General features: G+C 60.3%; 15 protein-coding genes and 2 pseudogenes. 7 read left to right on the top strand and 10 right to left on the bottom strand.

The window, feature by feature from the left end; all coding sequences use genetic code 11:
- Positions 1–25: 25 nt before the first annotated feature.
- Positions 26–792: pseudogene (locus M5B97_RS01610) on the bottom strand (MipA/OmpV family protein).
- An 18-nt stretch (positions 793–810) separates the two neighbouring features.
- Positions 811–2,634, bottom strand: a complete 1,824-nt coding sequence (locus M5B97_RS01605) for a serine hydrolase domain-containing protein (protein WP_248730531.1) — start codon at positions 2,632–2,634, stop codon at positions 811–813.
- Positions 2,635–2,864: 230 nt separating this feature from the next.
- Between M5B97_RS01605 and M5B97_RS01600 the strand changes: the two genes are divergently transcribed.
- Both M5B97_RS01600 and M5B97_RS01595 read left to right on the top strand, forming a co-directional pair.
- Positions 2,865–4,964, top strand: a complete 2,100-nt coding sequence (locus M5B97_RS01600; RefSeq protein WP_248730530.1) for a hypothetical protein — start codon at positions 2,865–2,867, stop codon at positions 4,962–4,964.
- On the top strand, positions 4,961–5,554 hold the full coding sequence (locus tag M5B97_RS01595; RefSeq protein WP_248730529.1) for a hypothetical protein: 594 nt from the start codon (positions 4,961–4,963) through the stop codon (positions 5,552–5,554). The genes M5B97_RS01600 and M5B97_RS01595 overlap by 4 nt, the downstream gene beginning before the upstream one ends.
- Here M5B97_RS01595 and M5B97_RS01590 read toward each other — a convergent pair.
- From M5B97_RS01590 to ampC, 3 genes and pseudogenes are all read right to left on the bottom strand, one after another.
- Positions 5,520–6,002 carry a GFA family protein gene (locus tag M5B97_RS01590; RefSeq protein WP_248730528.1) on the bottom strand — a complete coding sequence of 161 codons (483 nt, stop codon included), beginning with the start codon at positions 6,000–6,002 and terminating at the stop codon, positions 5,520–5,522. The two genes, M5B97_RS01595 and M5B97_RS01590, sit on opposite strands and share 35 nt — an antisense overlap.
- A 32-nt stretch (positions 6,003–6,034) precedes the next feature.
- Positions 6,035–6,314 (bottom strand): annotated as a pseudogene (locus M5B97_RS01585) (LysR family transcriptional regulator); the annotation flags it as partial.
- Positions 6,315–6,353: 39 nt separating this feature from the next.
- Complete coding sequence (ampC, locus tag M5B97_RS01580; RefSeq protein WP_248730527.1) at positions 6,354–7,496, bottom strand: class C beta-lactamase; 1,143 nt, start codon at positions 7,494–7,496, stop codon at positions 6,354–6,356.
- Between the two features lie 121 nt (positions 7,497–7,617).
- Between ampC and M5B97_RS01575 the strand changes: the two genes are divergently transcribed.
- Together M5B97_RS01575 and M5B97_RS01570 are read left to right on the top strand one after the other, a co-directional pair.
- Positions 7,618–8,496 carry a LysR family transcriptional regulator gene (locus M5B97_RS01575; RefSeq protein ID WP_248730526.1) on the top strand — a complete coding sequence of 293 codons (879 nt, stop codon included), beginning with the start codon at positions 7,618–7,620 and terminating at the stop codon, positions 8,494–8,496.
- A gap of 74 nt (positions 8,497–8,570) precedes the next feature.
- The gene (locus M5B97_RS01570) at positions 8,571–9,755 is read left to right on the top strand and encodes a DUF2252 domain-containing protein (RefSeq protein WP_248730525.1); all 1,185 of its coding nucleotides are present in this window, start codon (positions 8,571–8,573) and stop codon (positions 9,753–9,755) included.
- A gap of 161 nt (positions 9,756–9,916) precedes the next feature.
- On the opposite strand, the gene yghX is transcribed toward M5B97_RS01570, so the two are convergent.
- Entirely contained in the window at positions 9,917–10,804 is an 888-nt protein-coding gene (gene yghX, locus M5B97_RS01565) for a YghX family hydrolase (protein ID WP_123718571.1), read from the bottom strand.
- A gap of 44 nt (positions 10,805–10,848) precedes the next feature.
- Positions 10,849–11,343, bottom strand: a complete 495-nt coding sequence (locus M5B97_RS01560; protein ID WP_123718570.1) for a PaaI family thioesterase — start codon at positions 11,341–11,343, stop codon at positions 10,849–10,851.
- A 93-nt stretch (positions 11,344–11,436) separates the two neighbouring features.
- On the opposite strand from M5B97_RS01560, the gene M5B97_RS01555 reads away from it, so the two are divergent.
- Positions 11,437–12,003 (top strand): YceI family protein, encoded by a 567-nt coding sequence (locus tag M5B97_RS01555; RefSeq protein WP_248730524.1) that lies wholly within the window; start codon positions 11,437–11,439, stop codon positions 12,001–12,003.
- Here the strand turns inward: M5B97_RS01555 and M5B97_RS01550 are convergent.
- Complete coding sequence (locus M5B97_RS01550; protein WP_248730523.1) at positions 12,000–12,890, bottom strand: DMT family transporter; 891 nt, start codon at positions 12,888–12,890, stop codon at positions 12,000–12,002. The two genes, M5B97_RS01555 and M5B97_RS01550, sit on opposite strands and share 4 nt — an antisense overlap.
- Positions 12,891–12,980: 90 nt before the next feature.
- Between M5B97_RS01550 and M5B97_RS01545 the strand changes: the two genes are divergently transcribed.
- The gene (locus M5B97_RS01545; RefSeq protein ID WP_248730654.1) at positions 12,981–14,306 is read left to right on the top strand and encodes a PLP-dependent aminotransferase family protein; all 1,326 of its coding nucleotides are present in this window, start codon (positions 12,981–12,983) and stop codon (positions 14,304–14,306) included.
- A gap of 1 nt (position 14,307) precedes the next feature.
- Here M5B97_RS01545 and M5B97_RS01540 read toward each other — a convergent pair whose 3' ends face one another.
- Positions 14,308–14,739, bottom strand: coding sequence for a nuclear transport factor 2 family protein (locus M5B97_RS01540; protein WP_248730522.1), 432 nt, complete (start codon positions 14,737–14,739; stop codon positions 14,308–14,310).
- A 217-nt stretch (positions 14,740–14,956) separates the two neighbouring features.
- Between M5B97_RS01540 and M5B97_RS01535 the strand changes: the two genes are divergently transcribed.
- A complete protein-coding gene (locus M5B97_RS01535) occupies positions 14,957–15,691 on the top strand; it encodes a CPBP family intramembrane glutamic endopeptidase (RefSeq protein WP_248730521.1) in 735 nt (244 codons plus the stop codon).
- A 78-nt stretch (positions 15,692–15,769) separates the two neighbouring features.
- Here the strand turns inward: M5B97_RS01535 and M5B97_RS01530 are convergent, their stop codons facing one another.
- A complete protein-coding gene (locus M5B97_RS01530) occupies positions 15,770–17,479 on the bottom strand; it encodes an amidase (RefSeq protein ID WP_248730520.1) in 1,710 nt (569 codons plus the stop codon).
- Between the last annotated feature and the right edge of the window lie 31 nt (positions 17,480–17,510).

Genomic DNA, 17,510 nt, shown 5'->3' with positions numbered 1-17,510 from the left:
TCGCTCCTACATTTTAATTGGGGGGTCAGAAGGTGTATTCCACCCCAGCCATCACCGATGTCTGCAACCGCCGCTCCACAATCGGGCTCTTGCCTGCCTCATCCGTCAGGTACTGCACATCCAGCAAGGTCGAGAACCGGGTGTGCTCATTGATTGGCAGGCTCCACACCAGGTTCATGCCATTGCTGATATTGCCCGCTCCGGCGTTGTATTCCTTGAAGCGGCTTTGCGCTGCCTGGCCGGTGGTCACGCCGTACCAGGTCTGCAGGTAATGACGGTCGCCGAAGTGGCTGCTGAGGGTGGCGTCGACGGCGCCATAGTGGCCTTTGTAGAGGTTGGTGCCCAGGCTCAGCTCCAGGTGGGTAAAGGCTTTGCCGGTGTCTTTGTGGTCATTTTCCTTGAGGGCATGTTCCAGGGTCGCGCCCACAATCACGCCGCCAAGGTTATAGCTGGCACTCACCCCCAGTTGTGGGCGTGCCTTGATCTCGCCCATGCCTTCCAGGCGTTTGGAACCGGCATGCAAGGTCTGGTTTTTATCTTTACGTGAACCACTGGCACCGACATACGCGCTGAATTTCGCGGCGCTGCCTTCGTAAGGCCAGCCCAGGCCCTTGCCGGTGTCGAGGAAAATGCCCCATGGGCTGATGATCCTGCCGCCCAGGTCCGGTCCGGTCATGCGTTCTTCGCTGCCGCTGTAGCGGGGCTGTATTGCCAGTCTTCGGCAATCGCGCTGTTGGCGGCAGCGAGCAGGCACACCGAGGTAAGGGGCAGGTAGAGTTTGTTTGAGCGCATTGGAGCGTTCTTCCTTGGTTAGAAGCTGAGAGGGGGGCGAGCGGATTGGGTGCGTTTGAAGGAGTAACCCGAAGCGCTGAGTCCATTGACCTGGCGGCTGACCGTGTCGCCCAGGCCGTAGCCATTGCCGGCGAGTACCGCGTGGGCGTTATCGACGGGCAACAGGATGTAGTCGGTCAGCGGCTCGTCGTGCAGTTGGCCGCGAATCACCAGGAAGCCTTCTTCCAGGCGCACACTGATGCCGCTCAGCGGCGCGTTGGGCTCATGGGTGTTGAGCACATGATAGGTGCCAATGGTGTCGGCCCAGGCCAGGGGCAGTGGCGGCGGATCAACGCGTTCACCGATGGCAATGCGTTGCCCATGGCTGCGGGCGGTGAGCATCTGGCGGCCCTGTACTGTCACGACATCAAGCTGTACGCGGCCCAGTTCGCCGAGATCCTTGAGCCAGAAACCCAGCACTTTTTTCTGCGCGCGTAGCCAGCCGTGGTCGTCACGGACCAATTCAAAATCAAAGCCGGCCAGTTCGCCGGACAGGCGATTTTTGTCGTCCTTGATGCGCAGCACACCCCAGGCCGTCGCATAAAACCCGGCCAGACGTTTACGGTCTACGGCCGCCGGCACCTGGCGCAGCTTCAAGCCGTGATTGGGTGACCGGCAGTTGTCGGCGCACACCGGCACGCCGGATTGTGCCTGGAGCATCAGGCGCAGGGCGTCGGTGGACAGCGACACCACCATCTCTTCGGCATTGCTGTCGTTGGCCATGATGATCACCGCCAGTTGCTGGTCGGGCAGCACGGTCAACTGGGCGGCAAAATCGTCGCCGCCGCCGCTATGTTGGTAGGTGCGAATGCCGGGGCCGATCGGCTCGTCACCACACGGCGCCAGAAACCAGCCAAGGCCCATCTGGCAGTCGAAGTCCAGGGCGTTACCGGTGTTCTGCTGGGTGAACATCGTTTCGATGGACGCGCTCCCCAGCACCTGATTGTCTTTGTAGGTGCCTTTGGCGAATAACATCTGCACGTAGTGGCTGAGATCTTTCGGGCTGGTCCACAGCCCTGCGGCCGCCAGGTCACGCACCTGTGCGTCGGTGCTGGCCTGGCCGTCTTCGTAGCCCCTGGCGCGGTAACCCAACTGTGCGCCGGTGCCGACGAAACTGGACTGGTCCATCGCCAAGGGCTTGAGCACGCTGCTCTGGAGCCGTGCCTCGAAACTTTTGCCGGTGCTGCGCTCGATGGCCGCACCGACCAAGGCGTAGCCGAGATTGGAATAGGCCACCTGGGAGCCCGGCGGGTTGCTCAGCCAGACTCCCGACACGCGCATTGGCATCTGGCCCATGGCATAGGTACTGCGTAGGTCGCGCAGGTGTTCGCTGGGCAGGCCTGACTGGTGGCTGAGCAAGCGGCGCAGGGTGATAGCGCGGTCAGCCGCGGCCTGGTCATTGTGAAACCGCGAACGCACGTAAAACTCGCGCAGGGTGTGCTGGATCGGCGCATCCAGCGCCAGGCGCTGCTGCTCGACCAATTGCAAGGCCGCCGTGGCGGTCAGCAGTTTGGAAATGCCCCCGGCGCGAAACGCCGTGTTGGGCGTGACCGGTACACCCTGCGCCTTGTCCGCCATGCCAAAGCCACGGGTCCAGATCAGTTCCTGGCCATTGACCAGGGCAATCGACAATCCGGCCACGTTATCCCGAGCCATGTCCTGCGGAATGCGGGTTTGCAGGTATCGGATGATTGCACCGTAATCACCCTTTTGAATCGGCGGCGGCGCAGACGGCTGCCCATGGCAACCGATACTGCTCAGCAGGCAACCCAGCAAAGGAAGATTGCGCAACGTGCGAAACATGAAGAGCACCCGGATGATAGTTGGATGCTCGAATGGTAGGGCGGTGGTGGGCAACAATCTTTGACAGCTTTGTCGAGAAACTGTCAAAGAGTGTTAACGATCAGCGGCCAGGAAAACTCAAGGCAGAATCAGGGAAGTCCCTTGCTGAAAAAGGGAAGTTTTCCGGCATTTCCAGAGGATATTCAGACTTTAATCTCTGCGCTCTTGTGAAGTCAGGAGCGACACCCGTCATGGATGTTACAAACTGGAGCCATCCGTTCAAGGATCAAAGCCACCCATTGTCGCAGTTGACCCAACTGGCCCATGCCAGCGCCGGTTATTACCCCTTGGGGCGTAATGCCCTGTGGCATGGCGGCGTGCATTTTGACAGCGGCACCGCAGCCCTGCTTGATCAGTCGGCGGTCTATTGCGTGGCGGACGGTGAGGTAGTGGCTTACCGCATCGATGAGCATTTACCCACCACCCCTTACGTGGACGACGACCACTGCGTGGCGAAACCGTTTTCGCGCAACTTTGTGTTGGTTCGCCATCGTCTTCGGCCGCCAGATATCGAAGGCCGTTCACAGACGCCTCCCAGCCTGACCCTCTACAGCCTGTATATGCACCTGCAGGATTGGATGTTTTATCGCGACGACTCAACGCACGTTCGACCCGCCTTCTGGCCTGAAAAGGCAACGGATGGCGTTGTCGTGCTGCAAGCGCCTGTGGCAATCAAGGCTGCCGAGCTGATCGGGCATATCGGGCTGTATCAGTGCGGTGATGCAAAAGTCCCGGAGAAGAAACTGCACCTGGAAATCTTCAGCGGTGATGACGTCGAAGGTTTCATCGATGCCAGCCGGATTTGGGCAGAGCAGTTGCCGGCCAGCGAAAGGACGTGGCTCAAGCTGGTGGCGGGTACTGCCGTCATCCCGCATCAAGAGGGCTTTGGTGTCGCGCAAAGTCCTGTATCTGATGCTCCCGGCCCGGTCAGTGGCGCAGATTTACTCGTTCCCCAAGTGTTGCTCGACAGCTTGCCTGCCGAAAGAAAGATCACGAATGCCTCGGGCAAGGCCTGCAGGTGGTATCGCCTGGATGGGTTGCTCATGGACACCGACAACCATCCGCTCGACGGCTGGGTATGTGAACACGTGGGTGTTACACCCTGGGTCAGCGCCTGGTCGTGGGAGGGCTACGCGATTGTCTACAGTGTCGATTCTTCTCTTGGCGCGCTTGCCGCGTTTTGGCGTGACCTTGGGCGGTTCAGTGAGGCTCAACTTGTACGTTTTGGTCGCGTGGCGGACGAGGGTAACAAGGGCCGTATAAAGAGCCGTCTCTACGACATCATCGACCGCAACCGCGATGGAAAAATCACCGCCACCGAGTTGCAAGCGGCGATTCGCCGGCCGGCTCACGCACAGACGATTTCGCGGTTGATCATTCATACCGAAAGCGAATGGTCCCGGCCGATCAAGTGGGATGGGCTGGATGAGATGCTTGGCCACAGTGGCGCAACGCCGCATTTGAACTGGTTGGCGGAGAAGCAACGGATCAATGCGCTGTGTTGGTGGGAAGAGGTGGCACCGAAGGTTGGGCTGCCTGTGAATGGGGCGGTGTATCACTTTCATCCGGTGGGATTGGTGGGGCAGTTTTGCGCCGCTAATCCCTTGGCAATTACCCCAGCGCAGCTAAAGCAGATATTTCCTTTGGCGGACGACGCCGATATCGATGTTGTGCTCAATGAAATAAACGGTCGATTAGCGGAGTTCAAGTTAGATACCCGGCTTAGGCAGCGGCACTTTTTCGCCCAGATCAAGGGAGAGGTGGGAGCGTCTATGAAAGGGGTGACCGAAAGCTGGGAGTATTCTCCAGGCGTACTGAAGTCATTTAGTGCTTACTATCGCGCACGACCTTTGGAGGCGGAGCAGGATGGGCATTTGAAGGACGCCAGTGGGCGAATTGTTCGTAGGGCAAACCAGAAAGAAATAGGTCGGAAGCACTTTCAGCGATTGAACGGGAACCGAATAGGGCATCCAAGTGATGGGTATAACTTTCGTGGCAGGGGATTGATACAGATTACAGGCCATGAAAAGTATCAAGGGTATATGCGTGATTACAATAAATATTGGGGTGGCGACGCGCCTGATACCGTTAAATATCCGGAGCTCGTTAATTCATCCCTGAATTCAATCAGGAGTGCGATTTGGTTCTGGTTGTACAAAGCTCCCTACTCTGAAGATTATGGGCGTGGAATTCTCGACGTGAATGGTGTCACTCGCATTGTAAATGGGGGCTTAACGGGGCTGGTTGAAAGACAGACTGCGTATGCTCTTGTCGAGAGGGTGCTGAAGTGAATATCAGAAACGGCCTGAATGTTTTTTTGTTGGTTCTTTTGCATTGCTCATCTGTGGCTCAAGGCGAGGAGAGAGGCTTGTGTGCATTGACCGAAACGAAGGTTGCATCATGCGAGACGACAAAAGGAAAGTTGGTATCGATCTGCTCCAGTAAAAATAGGGGTGAGGCCTATTATCGATTTGGTACTCCGTCCGATGTGCAGCTTGAAGTGAAGTTTCATCTTGGGAGGGAGCTGTATCGGTGGTTTGACTTAAGTACATTTATTATGTTTTTTGGTTTTGAAGATAGTGGTTATTCATATGTTTTTGGCGTGCCGCAAGAAACCTTGGGGGCGAGGGCTTATTTGCATGTGAGGAAGGCTGCAAGTGTTTTTTCGTATGAAGATACCTTTATGTGCCACTCCAATTCTTTTGGTGATAAATCGCTTGCGAGTACGGCGATCACTGATGTTGCGGATGAGGTCGTCAGGACAAAAGACGGTCTCGTTTTTCCGCCTCATAGAGGTCACGGCGCAAGGACGTCAGCAACCAACACGCGTCACTCCTCCGTAGTCGCTACAACCCCAACCGCTCATGCCACTGCGCGATAGACTCCTCAGGATATTCATCAAACTGCAAATCCCCTTTGCGCACAGTCACTTCCACCCATGGTGCCTTGGACCCCAGCATCAAGTGCGTGTGTTCCGGTGGTACCGGCAGTGGCGTGTCGATGGCTGAGGCGAATGGGTGGATCAGCTCAGGCCATTCCGGGCTGAACAGCCACAGGGCGCTGCCGCATTGCGAACAGAAATGTCGCTCGGCGGTGCTGGCATGGGCGCGGCTGGCGCCCTCGGGCTTGAGCTTGGCGTGATAGATCGAAATCTGCTTGCGCCCATGTACCTTCAGGCTCCTGGCGTCGGCGCCGAGGTTGATCGCATAGCCACCGCCGCCCTGGGTCTTGCGGCAGATCGAGCAGTAGCAACGCTGGTAGGGATAGGGATGGGCGCTGTTCAAACTGAACGTGACAGCGCCGCAATGGCAGGATCCTTCTAACAGCATGGGAGTCTCCCTTGGCAAGGTGACTCTTGAGCTTAGGCGGTTTTCGGCATCAAGGTAGTGATCAGCGTCCGAATGGTGCCGGGCAGGGCGCCTAGCTCCCGTACCAGAAGGCTGCGTTCGCGAATCGCCCCACGGTTCGTCCGCCACCATTTGCAGGGTGCGGCTGTGCCGAACGGCAGCGGATTAGGGAGTGGCGCCTATACCTGCCTCCACCATCCGGCAGGTCGCTTCGAAGCTCGATACTTGAATGCGCAGCGAAAGTTGTTTACCCAGCCGCACTGGCTGGGAATGTAGCGCGGTCAAAATCGTGGAAGGGCGCACGCCCCTCCCACAGTGGGTTTTCGCCCGGCGTTATTGGTCCAGTGCGGTCAAGATTGCGTGGGCTACTTTTACCCGCTCGGCGTTCGGGTAGTTCTTGTTCGCCAGGATCACCACGCCCATGTCCTTGCTCGGTACATACGCCACGTAGGCACCGAAACCACTGGTGGAGCCGGTTTTATTGAACAGCACGTTGGCCGGCTGGGTCTGCGGCGAACTCAACCATTCAGCCTTGTGGGGCTCCATCGCCATCGGCGTGGAGTTGCCGTCAACCAGTGCCTGCAGTGTGATGGGGTAGGGGTAGTATTCCCAGCCCAGGGCCTGGGTCATGCCGTTCACTGTGTAGTAACCGGTATGAGTCGTGGCGATGGCCTGTTGCAGAGGCTCGCTCAAGGTTTCAGGGTGCATGTTCACCATCACGTAGTGCGCCAGGTCCTGGGTGCTGGTCTTGATGCCGTAGGCTTCGCTGTCCAGGGCGCCGGGACCGACGCGTACAGGTTTTTGCAGCTTGTCATAACCTTGCGCGTATTGGCCCGATTTGTCGGCGCGGACGTTGACGTGGGTGTTCTTCAAGCCCAGTTTGGGCAGCAGGGTTTTTTCCATGGCGACGTTGAAAGGCTGCCCCAGGCTTTGCGCCGTGAGGTAGCCGAACAGGCCGATGCTCGGATTGGAATACAGCCGCTGCGCACCGGGGGCGTAGGTGGGTTTCCAGTGTTGAAAGTAGTTGAGCATGGTTGCGCTGCTGTCGGCTGCATCAGGGAACTGCAGGGGCAAGCCGCCTGGCGTATACGTTGCCAGTTGCAGCAGGCTGATGCGCTCGAAGGCGGTGCCGGCCAGGGCGCTCAGGTGTTCACTGGCCTTGTCCGACAACTTGAGCTTGCCGGTGGCCTGGGCATATCCACCCAGGGTGGCGGTGAAGGTTTTACTCACCGAACCGATTTCAAACAGGGTGTCTTCGGTTACCGGTTTTTGGGTTTCCCTGGAGGCGACGCCGTAGTTGAAGTATTGCACCTGGCCCTTGCTGACGACCGCAACGGACAGCCCGGCGATGCCTTGCTGTTGCATCAGCGGCCCCACGCTGTTGTCGACTACCTTGCGCATGTCCGGCGCCGCCATGCAGGTACCAGCCCCCATCAATAAAGCTGAAATCAGGATTTTTTGTACATTACGATTCATGTTGTTTCGCTTCCTTGTAGATGATCGATACCTGCGCAGGCGTCGCAAATCTAGGTGGATTTTACCGGCCGGGCAAACGATCATATTTCGCACCAGCCATTAGAAAAATTCAGGGCTCAGCATGCTCCGTTCCCATTTGCCCCTTAACGCCCTGCGTGCCTTTGAGGCCTCCGCCCGCCATCTGAGCTTTACGCGCGCGGCCATCGAGCTGTGCGTGACCCAGGCAGCGGTCAGCCACCAGGTGAAAAGCCTGGAGGCGCAACTCAGTGTCACGTTGTTCAAACGCCTGCCACGGGGCCTGATGCTCACCAGCGAAGGCGAAACCCTGTTGCCGGTGCTGCGCGAGTCGTTTGATCGCATCGCTCACACCCTGGGCCAGTTCGAAGGCGGGCATTACCGCGAGGTGCTCACGGTCGGCGCCGTGGGCACCTTTGCGGTGGGGTGGTTGCTGCCGCGGTTGGCGGATTTTCAAAGCCGTTTTCCGTTCATTGATCTGCGCCTGTCCACCAACAACAATCGCGTCGACGTCGCCGCAGAAGGGTTGGACTATGCGATCCGTTTCGGTGCGGGCGCCTGGCATGGCACCGACGCCTGCGAACTGCTGGCGGCGCCGCTGAACGTGCTGTGTGTGCCGCACATTGCCGAGCAGTTGCACGTGCCCGCAGACTTGTTGAAGCACACCTTGTTGCGCTCCTACCGGGCCGATGAATGGACCCAATGGTTCCAGGCGGCCGGGTTGCCCGCCGATACCGTGGTGCCGCGCAGCATCATGTTCGATTCATCATTGGCCATGATGGAAGCGGCGCTGCAGGGCATTGGCGTAGCGCTTGCACCGGCGATGATGTTTTCGCGGCAGTTGGAAAGTGACGTGATCCGCAAGCCGTTCGAAACCGGTATCACCACCGGTAGCTATTGGCTGACGCGCCTGCAATCTCGGGCTGAAACCTCGGCGATGCTCGCGTTCAAGGGCTGGTTGAAAGAGGCGGCGCGGCTGGGCTGATATTTTTATTCTTGAAACAAAATGAAACATTTGTGACGGGCTACCCTCTACCGTATCCCGTACCGAGTGCCTCTATGAAAAGTCCGCGCCCCTCCGACCGTATTCCTCATCTCACGCAATTGCGCAACCTGAAGATGGCCCGTTCCGCCCACGCCTACGTACGTGGCAGTACGGTGCAGTTCTATGAGTGGCTGCACAGCCAGCCTGGTCGGCGCCTGCCTCACGGTCCGGCCATCTGGATCTGCGGCGATTGCCACGCGGGCAACCTGGGGCCCACCGCTGACAGCAAAGGGCGCATCGACATGCATATTCGCGACCTCGACCAGACCGTGGTGGGTAATCCAGCCCACGATATCGTTCGCCTGGCCTTGTCCCTGGCAACCGCCGCCCGTGGTTCGGACCTGCCGGGGGTGACCACCGCTCGCATGCTCGAAGAAATGATGGTGGGCTACGAACAAGCCTTCAAGGATAAACCCGACGAAGCCCCGCCGCGCCCGACCCAGGTCAAGGCAAGCATGCGCAGCGCGGTTGAGCGCACGTGGAAGCACCTGGCCCGTGAGCGTATCGAAAATGCGCGGCCGACTATTCCGTTGGGCAAACACTTCTGGTCGTTGTCGCGCGCGGAAAAGAATGCCCTGCAAACCGTCTGCGCCTCCGATGAAATCCAGCAATTGGTGACCTCACTCAAAGGTCGGCCCAAAGACGCCAAGGTGCAGCTGCTGGATTCGGCCTATTGGGTCAAGGGCTGCAGTTCCCTGGGCTTGTTGCGTTATGCGGCGTTGTTGGGTGTCGGTGACAAGGACGATCAGGAATATTGCCTGATCGATATCAAGGAAGCCGTCGGCGCCGCCGCCCCCCGTGCGTCGCGGGCAAAGATGCCAAGGGATAACGGGCGTCGCGTGGTGGAGGGGGCACGTCAGCTGTCACCCGGCCTGGGTGAGCGCATGGTGGCGACGCGGTTCCTGGATCACGGCTTCTTCATTCGCGAACTGCTGCCCCAGGACATGAAGCTGGAGCTCGACGAATTGAGCGAGACCGACGCCATGCACGCTGCCGGTTACCTGGCCCGCGTCGTCGGGATCGCCCATGCCCGGCAGATGGACCGCGACACACGCAAGGCGTGGATGTCGGTATTGCAGGAGAACCGCTCCAAACAGTTGGATGCACCGTCCTGGTTATGGACCAGCGTGGTGCAACTGGTGGGCAGCCATGAGCAGGGCTATCTCAACCATTGCCGCCGGTATGCGCTGGAGCACTGACCACGACAACGGTGACATTCAAATGCGACGCAGGGTCAGGTGTGGCGAGCAAGCTTGCTTGCGCTGGGGGGCGAAGCGCCCCCATAAAGCCGGAGACTGCTGCGCAGTCGACGGGAGCAAGCTCCCTCGCCACACAAGCCCGCCCACAGGACTCATCACATTCAGGCCAGATACTTGCGGAACCAGCCGAGGGTGCGTTCCCACGCCAGATTCGCCGCCGCGTCGTCGTACCGTGGCGTTGAATCATTGTGAAAGCCATGGTTGGCGCCTTTGTAGATATACGCCTCATAGGTCGTGCCCGCCGCCTTCAATGCCGTTTCATACGCCGGCCACCCTTCATTGATCCGCGTATCCAGCTCGGCGTAATGCAGCATGATCGGTGCCTTGATGCGCGGTACGTCCTTGGCTTCCGGTTGGCGCCCATAGAACGACACCGCCGCGCCCAACTCCGGATAGGCCACCGCTGCCGCATTGGTGACGCCACCGCCGTAACAGAAGCCGGTGATGCCTACCTTGCCGGTACTGGCGTCGTGGTGCATCAACCACTCGATCGCCGCGAAGAAGTCGTTCATCAGCTTTTCGGGGTCGACCTTCTGCTGCAGTTCCACGCCTTTTTCATCGTTGCCCGGGTAGCCGCCCACCGATGTCAGGCCATCCGGAGCCAGGGCGATAAAGCCGGCTTTGGCCAGGCGCCGTGCGACATCTTCGATATACGGGTTGAGGCCACGGTTTTCATGCACCACCACCACGGCCGGCACTTTGCCGCTGGCTTTGGCCGGGCGCACCAGGTAGCCACGCACCGTGCCGTTGCCTTTGGGCGAAGGGTAGGTGATGTAGTCGGCGACGATGTCCGGGTCGGTGAATTTCACCTGCTCGGCCAGCGCGTAGTTGGGACTCAAGGCCGCCAGCAGCGCGGACGCGGTGAGGCCGCCGAAGGTGAACAGCGCGGCGCGGTCGAGAAACTCACGACGGTTGAGCTTGCCATGGGCATAGCCGTCATAGAGTTCCAGCAGTTCAGGGGCGAAGTCTTTCGCGGTGAGACGCGTCATCGGAGCAGTCCTCGGGGAGCGGTGAGGTTCAATGTAGACCAGGATCAGCCTTCGCGGCCATGGGCGGCGGCGGCCAATTGCCCGGTGTCGACGCGCACGAACACCGAGTCGCCGATGGCCGTGAGTACCTCGCCTGCGTACACGTTGCAGACCACGCGGCTTTTACGCCCGACTTCGCCCTCGACCCGCGCGCGCAGAGTCAGTGTCACGCCCATGGGCGTCGGTTTGATGAATTTGATCCCCAGGTTGCCGGTCACGCAGTCGATGCGAGGCAAGGTGCCGGGCTCACGCTGCTCAGCGCGGTAGTGATAGGCCATGGCGGTCCAGTTCGAGTGGCAATCGACCAACATGGCGATCAGGCCGCCGTAGACCAGGTCCGGCCAGCCGGTGTATTGGGCCTGGGGTTGATGTTCGGCGATCAGGTGGATGCCATCGGCATCCCAGCGGCTCTTGATGTGCAGTCCATGCGGGTTGCTGCCACCGCAGCCATAGCAGATGCCTTCCGGCGCGGTGGTGTCCTGAAGAGAAGGGGTGAGCATGCAAAGTCCTTATTGTTCTGAAGGCGGCTACTCTGTTTAGCAGCACAGGGGCAGAATGGGAACCATGCGTCCTTACTTCTTGCGGAGCGTTGCATGAACTGTCGAACTTTCCCCGCCATCCTGCTCGCGCTTGCGCTCAGTGGGTTCTCCAGTGCCCAGGCCGTGGAGTACAGGGACGTCAACCGCACGGCGAGCCAGATCAGCTTCACCTTCCAGCAGTTCGGGCAGCGGGTGTATGGCACCTTCAGTGATTTCGAAGGGACGCTGACATTCGACACGCAAAGGCCCGAGGCGGCCCATGCGTTGCTCAAAATCCAGTTGGCCAGCATCGACGCCGGCAGCCAGGATGCCAACACCCAACTGCAGCAACCCGCCTGGTTCGATACCGCGACCTACCCGGTGGGCGTGTACGAATCCAGCGGTGCCGTTGCCTTGGGCGACAACCGCTACAAGATCAGCAGCCATCTGACGATCAAAGGCATCACGCAACCGGTGGTGATCGATGTATTACTCAAGGAGCAGGGCGGTATCGGCGTGTTCGACGGTGAGTTCGTGCTCAACCGCGCGGATTACAAGATCGGCGAGGGGGAGTGGGCGGGCAACAGCGTGGTGTCCAACGACATCCACATCAAATTCAAGATGGTCGCGCCGCAACGTTAACGCGCGAACCTCTTCGCCCCGGCCACACAGCCGATCACGGCCACCGTCACCAGCACCATGCCCAGGCTGACCTGCTCATGCAGCAAGCCCGCCGCCAGCGCCAGGCCGAAAAACGGTTGCAGCAATTGCAACTGGCCGACAGCGGCGATACCGCCCTGGGCCAGGCCGCGATACCAGAACACAAAACCGATCAACATGCTGAACAACGACACGTAACCCAGGCTCAGCCAGGCGGGCAGGCTGATCCCGTTGAAGCCACGCGGTGCGAGGATCATGCTCAACGGTGCCACCAGCGGCAACGACACCGCCAGCGCCCAGCAGATCACCTGCCAGCCGCCCAGGCTGCGCGACAACTTGGCGCCTTCGGCGTAACCCAGCCCGCACACCAGCACCGCCAGCAACATCAGCAAATCGCCCGCGGGTGCAGCGCTCAGGCCCTGGGCCAAGGCGTAGCCCATCACCAGCACACTGCCCAGAATTGAAAACAGCCAGAACACCGGGCGGGGCCGTTCACCGCCACGCAAGACCCCGAATACGGCGGTGGCCAATGGCAGCAGCCCGATAAACACAATGGAATGCGCGGAGGTGACGTATTGCAGCGCGAGGGCGGTCAGCAGGGGGAAACCGATGACCACGCCAAGCGCGACGATCACCAGCGGCATCCATTGATCGCGTGCAGGGCGTTTCGCCTTGAATAGCCGCAGTAAAAGCAGGCCGAGCAAGCCTGCCAGGGTGGCGCGGATCATGGTTAGAAACACTGGATCAAACGCCATCACCGCCAGGCGTGTAGCGGGCAATGAGCCGCTGAAAATCACCACGCCAATAAAGCCGTTGATCCAACCCTGGGTGCCGGTGTCGAGGGTGCTGAGCCGTGAAGTACGTTCCATGGGGAAATGCCTGAGAAAGAAAAGTTGCGTGCCCGGCATCCTAGAGTTGAAGATTAAGACAATCAAAGAATTGTCATGGATACATCGCCTATGCCGCGCGCCCGCTACAAATCGCTGGTCGACACCTTTGCCGCGCAAATCCGCAGCGGGAAAATGCCGCCTGGCAGCCGACTGCCGACCCACCGACAATTGGCTGCCGAGCATGGCCTGGCCTTGGTCACGGCCAGCCGCGTGTACGCTGAGCTGGAAGCCATGGGCCTGGTCAGCGGTGAAACCGGGCGTGGCACTTTCGTAAGGGAGATCGCGTTACCGCCAGGGCAGGGCAGTGGCCAGATGATCGTCGCCACGGGCATGCTCGACCTCAACTTCAATTACCCCTCGTTGCCTGGCCAGGCTGACCTGTTGCGCACGGCGTTGCGCCAACTGGCCCTGTCGGGCGACCTCGACGCCCTGTTGCGTTATCAGCCCCATGCCGGTCGCCTGCACGAGCGTGCAGCAGTGGCGCGGCATCTGTTGAGCCGAGGGCTGACCGTGGACGCTGAACAGGTGCTGGTGGTCAGCGGTGCCCAGCACGGCCTGGCGGTGAGCATGATGGCATTGCTCAAGCCCGGGGATGTGATCGCCGTGGACGCGCTCACGTATTCGGGATTCAAAGTGCTGGCCGAAACCCTGCACCTGGAAATCGTCGCGATTCCAGTTGGCACCGACGGGCCGGACCTGGCGTTTTTGCAGCGTCTGTGTCGCCAGCGACCGGTGCGCGCGGTGTACAGCATTCCGACGTTGCACAACCCATTGGGCTGGGTGCTGAGCCTGGCGCAGCGCGAGCAACTGATCGAGATCGCCCGTCAGCACAATCTGATGATTATCGAGGACGCGGCCTACGCCTTTCTCGCCGACGACGCGCCATTGCCTCTGGCCGCCCTGGCGCCGGAGCGCACGGTGTACGTCGGTGGTTTTTCCAAGAGTGTTGCCACGGGGCTACGAGTCGGCTTCATCGCTGCGCCGCCCGCCTGGGTAAAAGGACTGGAGCGCAGGATCATGGCCACGACCTGGAACGTACCGGGGGTGATGAGCGCGATTGCCGTGGCCTGGATCGAAGACGGCACCGTGGCGCAGTTGGAGGCGCAAAAACGCCGGGATGCCCGGGCGCGTCAGGCTTTGGCGGCTCAGGTGTTGAGTGGTGTGGACTACATCAGTCACCCATCGTCGTACTTTTTATGGCTACCGCTGGGGGAGGATGCACGCGCTGACCAGATCGCCATGACCTTGCAGCGCGAGCATATCTCAGTGTCCACCGCCGAGCCGTTTGCGGTCTCGGCCTATGTGCCCCACGCGTTGCGTCTGGCACTCGGCTCGGTGGCAATGCCGGCATTGCGCGAAGCCTTGATCAAGGTGCGCAAGGTGGTGGAGTGGTGACCTAGTACTTGTAGGCTTGGCGCCCGATCAGCAGCCACTTGCCGTGCTGTTTCTGCCAGACCTGGAAGTTGTCGATATCGGTTGGCACTTCGACGCCGCTGTTTACCGCCAGGGCATGGAAGTGGTTGCGCACCAGGGCGGTGTCGCCGTCGAGGATGATGGTCTGGTTCTGCATCTCCAGGGTCTTGAATGCGCTGGTGTGGGTTTCCAGGTCGGCGATGAATTGCGCCTTGTTTTGCACTTTGCCGCTGGAGTGGCCATAGGTGAGCTTGTCGGACGTCAGCGCGTGCAACTGCTTGAGGTCCAGGTGGAGCATGGCTTGGGTCAGTTGGTCGACGGCTTGAGCCACCTCTTTTTCAGCGGGGGCAGGCGCAGCTGAGACCGCACCGGAAAACAGGCACAGAAAACCGATCAGTACTTTGATGTTACGCATTGGTGTTTCCTTATTGTTGTGGGGGAGATGATGACTGATGTCGTCGTACAACCATGCCGTAATCAGGTGCTGTAAATAAAGTTAATTTTGTCTTGCTCCGTAAAATAAGCGCTTTATCAGCTTATACGACGTCTCATCATGTCGGCGTATCTTCCCGAAGAACGGGCAGATGGCTATGCTTGCGCGCCTTTTATCTCCCCAAGGAACCCACCCCTCCATGATCGCCGAAGGAATGGTGATGTTGACCCACTACGTAACCCGCCTGACACCCGGCGTGCTGTTATTTGGACTGTGGTTTGCGCTGACGCCCAGGGCGTTGCCCGCGATGCGCATCCTGATTCTGTTGGCGGCGTTCGTGTTGATGCGCGATGTGATGACGCCGTTGCATATGTGGTCGCTCGGCAGCGCAGCGCAGATCGCATTCACCGACAACGCCTTTGTATTGGCAGCGTTGGGTGGGCTTTCAGTGTTGCTGATCATGTGGCTGGCGCGGCTAGCCCCAGAGCTGTGGCGGCTGGTGCGCTGGTTCATCGGCCATCCTGCCATTGGCCTGGCCATTGGCTTGGCGGTGGGGTGTCTGATGGGGGTGCCGCTGCGGGTTTACCAAGGCATCGACGTGTCCGAGATCTACGGCTACTGGGTGTGGCTGCCGGGCATAGTGGTGCTGGCCTTTGGCGGCAATGCGCTGGAAGAGGTGTTGTTTCGTGGTTTCCTGCAGGGCTATCTGGAACAGCAGGTCACGCCGATGCGTGCGGCCTTGATCAGTGGCGTGGCCTTTGCCTTCTGTCATTCCTTTCTGGCCTTGAGCGTCACTGCGCTGGGCTGGCCGGTGTTGCTGTTCACCTTGATCGAAGGGCTGGCCTGCGCGTGGGTGCGTATGCGTTATGGCGTGTTGCCCGCCACGCTCACCCACGGCACGACCATTCTGCTGATAGCCGTGCCCTTGGTTTGAAACACAGTCGAACCTGGAGCGCACCTATGTGGCGAGCAAGCTTGCTCGCCACAACAAACCCTAAATTTTTGACTGTGTTCAGTCTGCCGGCAACGGCGGCGTGCGCGGGGGAATGACGCGGCGGTTGCCGGTGGCTTCAAACGCGCAGGCAAAGCGCAGCAGTTGCGAATCGTCATAAGCGCGCCCGGCAAAGGTCAACCCCACCGGCATGCCGATGTCCGCCATCACGCCCATCGGCACGGTTACGGTGGGCACGCCCAGGTGGCGAATGGCGAGGTTGCCGTTGGCTACCCAGACACCGTTGCTCCAGGCGATATCGGCGCTGGCCTCGTTCACGTCGGCATCTGCCGGGCCTACGTCAGCCACGGTGGGGAACAGCACGGCGTCGAGCCCCAGCTTGTCCATCCAGTCTTCCAGGTCAACCCGTCGGGTCTGCTCCAGGCCGCGCAGCCCGTCGGGCAAGGTGCTGATCTCATTCCACGGTTTGATGCCACGCTCGGCCATGCGCACGTATTCATCCATGCCGGCGGCCAGGTCGTCTTCACGGTTGGGCAGGGTGCCAGGGTCATGGGGGAAGATCTTCGGCCCGTCGACATCCGCCAGGCGATTGAGAGTCGGGTCACCGTTGGCGCGCAGGAAGTCATCGAAGGCCCAGGCCGACAGTTCCCACAATTCATCGTGCAGGAATTCCTTGGACACCAGGCCGCGGGTAAACACGGTCGGCGCACCGGGGCGGTCGCCTTCGCAGTTGGAGACCAGCGGGAAATCCACCTCGATCACCTCGGCACCAGCAGCTTCCAGCGCCTGGCGGGCCGCCTTCCACAGGTCGATCACGCTGGCACGGGTGTTGATCTTTTGCCCGGTCGGCCCGCCGATGCCAGGTTTTTCGCTGGTGCCGGCCTCGGGGTCGGCGTTGATGTACATGTGCGGTACGCCAAAGCGTTTGCCCGTGAGGGACTCGGAAGTCGCTGCCAATTCAGCGTAAGAAACCGGGCGCACCGAGGCCACGCTCGGGATCGGTACCCAGGGTTGCAGGCGCCACAGGTCGCCACGGGTATCGGGGTCTTCGGCGACTACCACATCGAGTACTTCCAACAGGTCGGCCATGATGCGTGCGTACGGCACCACCACGTCCATGGTCGGCGTCAACGGCCAGTTGCCGCGTACTGAAATCACCCCACGGGACGGCGTGTAGGCGCACAGGCCATTGTTGGATGCCGGGCCGCGCCCGCTCGACCAGGTTTCTTCGGCCAGGCCGAATGCGCTGAAGCTGGCAGCTGTCGCGGTGCCGGCGCCGTTGGACGAGCCGGAGGCAAAGGGCGCAGTGAGGTAATCGGCGTTGTAGGGGCTTTCTGCACGGCCATATACGCCGCGTTGCATCCCGCCATTGGCCATCGGCGGCATGTTGGTCTTGCCCAGGCAGATAGCGCCACCGGCCCGCAGGCGTTCGATGGTGAAGGCGTCGCGATGGGCCGTCAGTTCAGCGAAGGCCGGGCTGCCCGAGGCTGCCGTCAGGCCCTTGACCAGGTAGCTGTCCTTGGCGGTGTAGGGGATGCCATCCAATGGCCCCAAGGTTTCGCCTCTCGCCCGGCGCGCATCGGACGCCTGGGCTTCTTCAAGGGCTGCGGGGTTGCGCACCACCACGGCATTCAAGGCCGTAGCGGTCTGCGGGCCGTCATAGGCGTCGATCCGCGCCAGATAAGCCTTGACCAGTTCAACGGCCGTGGTCTGGCCGCTTTCAAGCGCCGCGCGCAATTGGGCAATGGAGACTTCGGTAACTTGCATCACGTTTTTTCGCCGCCTTCAGATGGGAGGTATG

This window comes from Pseudomonas sp. MWU13-2517, from assembly GCF_023242545.1.
Lineage (GTDB): Bacteria > Pseudomonadota > Gammaproteobacteria > Pseudomonadales > Pseudomonadaceae > Aquipseudomonas.
Note: the sequence above shows the minus strand (reverse complement) of the source record. Positions and strands in the feature narration are given on the sequence as shown.

Coding starts and splice junctions, on each gene's coding strand:
- M5B97_RS01590 (WP_248730528.1), bottom strand. CDS start 6,002: ATGCTGTTAGAAGGATCCTGCCATTGCGGCGCTGTCACGTTCAGTTTG.
- M5B97_RS01545 (WP_248730654.1), top strand. CDS start 12,981: ATGCCGCGCGCCCGCTACAAATCGCTGGTCGACACCTTTGCCGCGCAA.
- M5B97_RS01605 (WP_248730531.1), bottom strand. CDS start 2,634: ATGTTTCGCACGTTGCGCAATCTTCCTTTGCTGGGTTGCCTGCTGAGC.
- M5B97_RS01550 (WP_248730523.1), bottom strand. CDS start 12,890: ATGGAACGTACTTCACGGCTCAGCACCCTCGACACCGGCACCCAGGGT.
- ampC (WP_248730527.1), bottom strand. CDS start 7,496: ATGAATCGTAATGTACAAAAAATCCTGATTTCAGCTTTATTGATGGGG.
- M5B97_RS01555 (WP_248730524.1), top strand. CDS start 11,437: ATGAACTGTCGAACTTTCCCCGCCATCCTGCTCGCGCTTGCGCTCAGT.
- M5B97_RS01600 (WP_248730530.1), top strand. CDS start 2,865: ATGGATGTTACAAACTGGAGCCATCCGTTCAAGGATCAAAGCCACCCA.
- M5B97_RS01575 (WP_248730526.1), top strand. CDS start 7,618: ATGCTCCGTTCCCATTTGCCCCTTAACGCCCTGCGTGCCTTTGAGGCC.
- M5B97_RS01560 (WP_123718570.1), bottom strand. CDS start 11,343: ATGCTCACCCCTTCTCTTCAGGACACCACCGCGCCGGAAGGCATCTGC.
- M5B97_RS01540 (WP_248730522.1), bottom strand. CDS start 14,739: ATGCGTAACATCAAAGTACTGATCGGTTTTCTGTGCCTGTTTTCCGGT.
- M5B97_RS01535 (WP_248730521.1), top strand. CDS start 14,957: ATGATCGCCGAAGGAATGGTGATGTTGACCCACTACGTAACCCGCCTG.
- yghX (WP_123718571.1), bottom strand. CDS start 10,804: ATGACGCGTCTCACCGCGAAAGACTTCGCCCCTGAACTGCTGGAACTC.
- M5B97_RS01570 (WP_248730525.1), top strand. CDS start 8,571: ATGAAAAGTCCGCGCCCCTCCGACCGTATTCCTCATCTCACGCAATTG.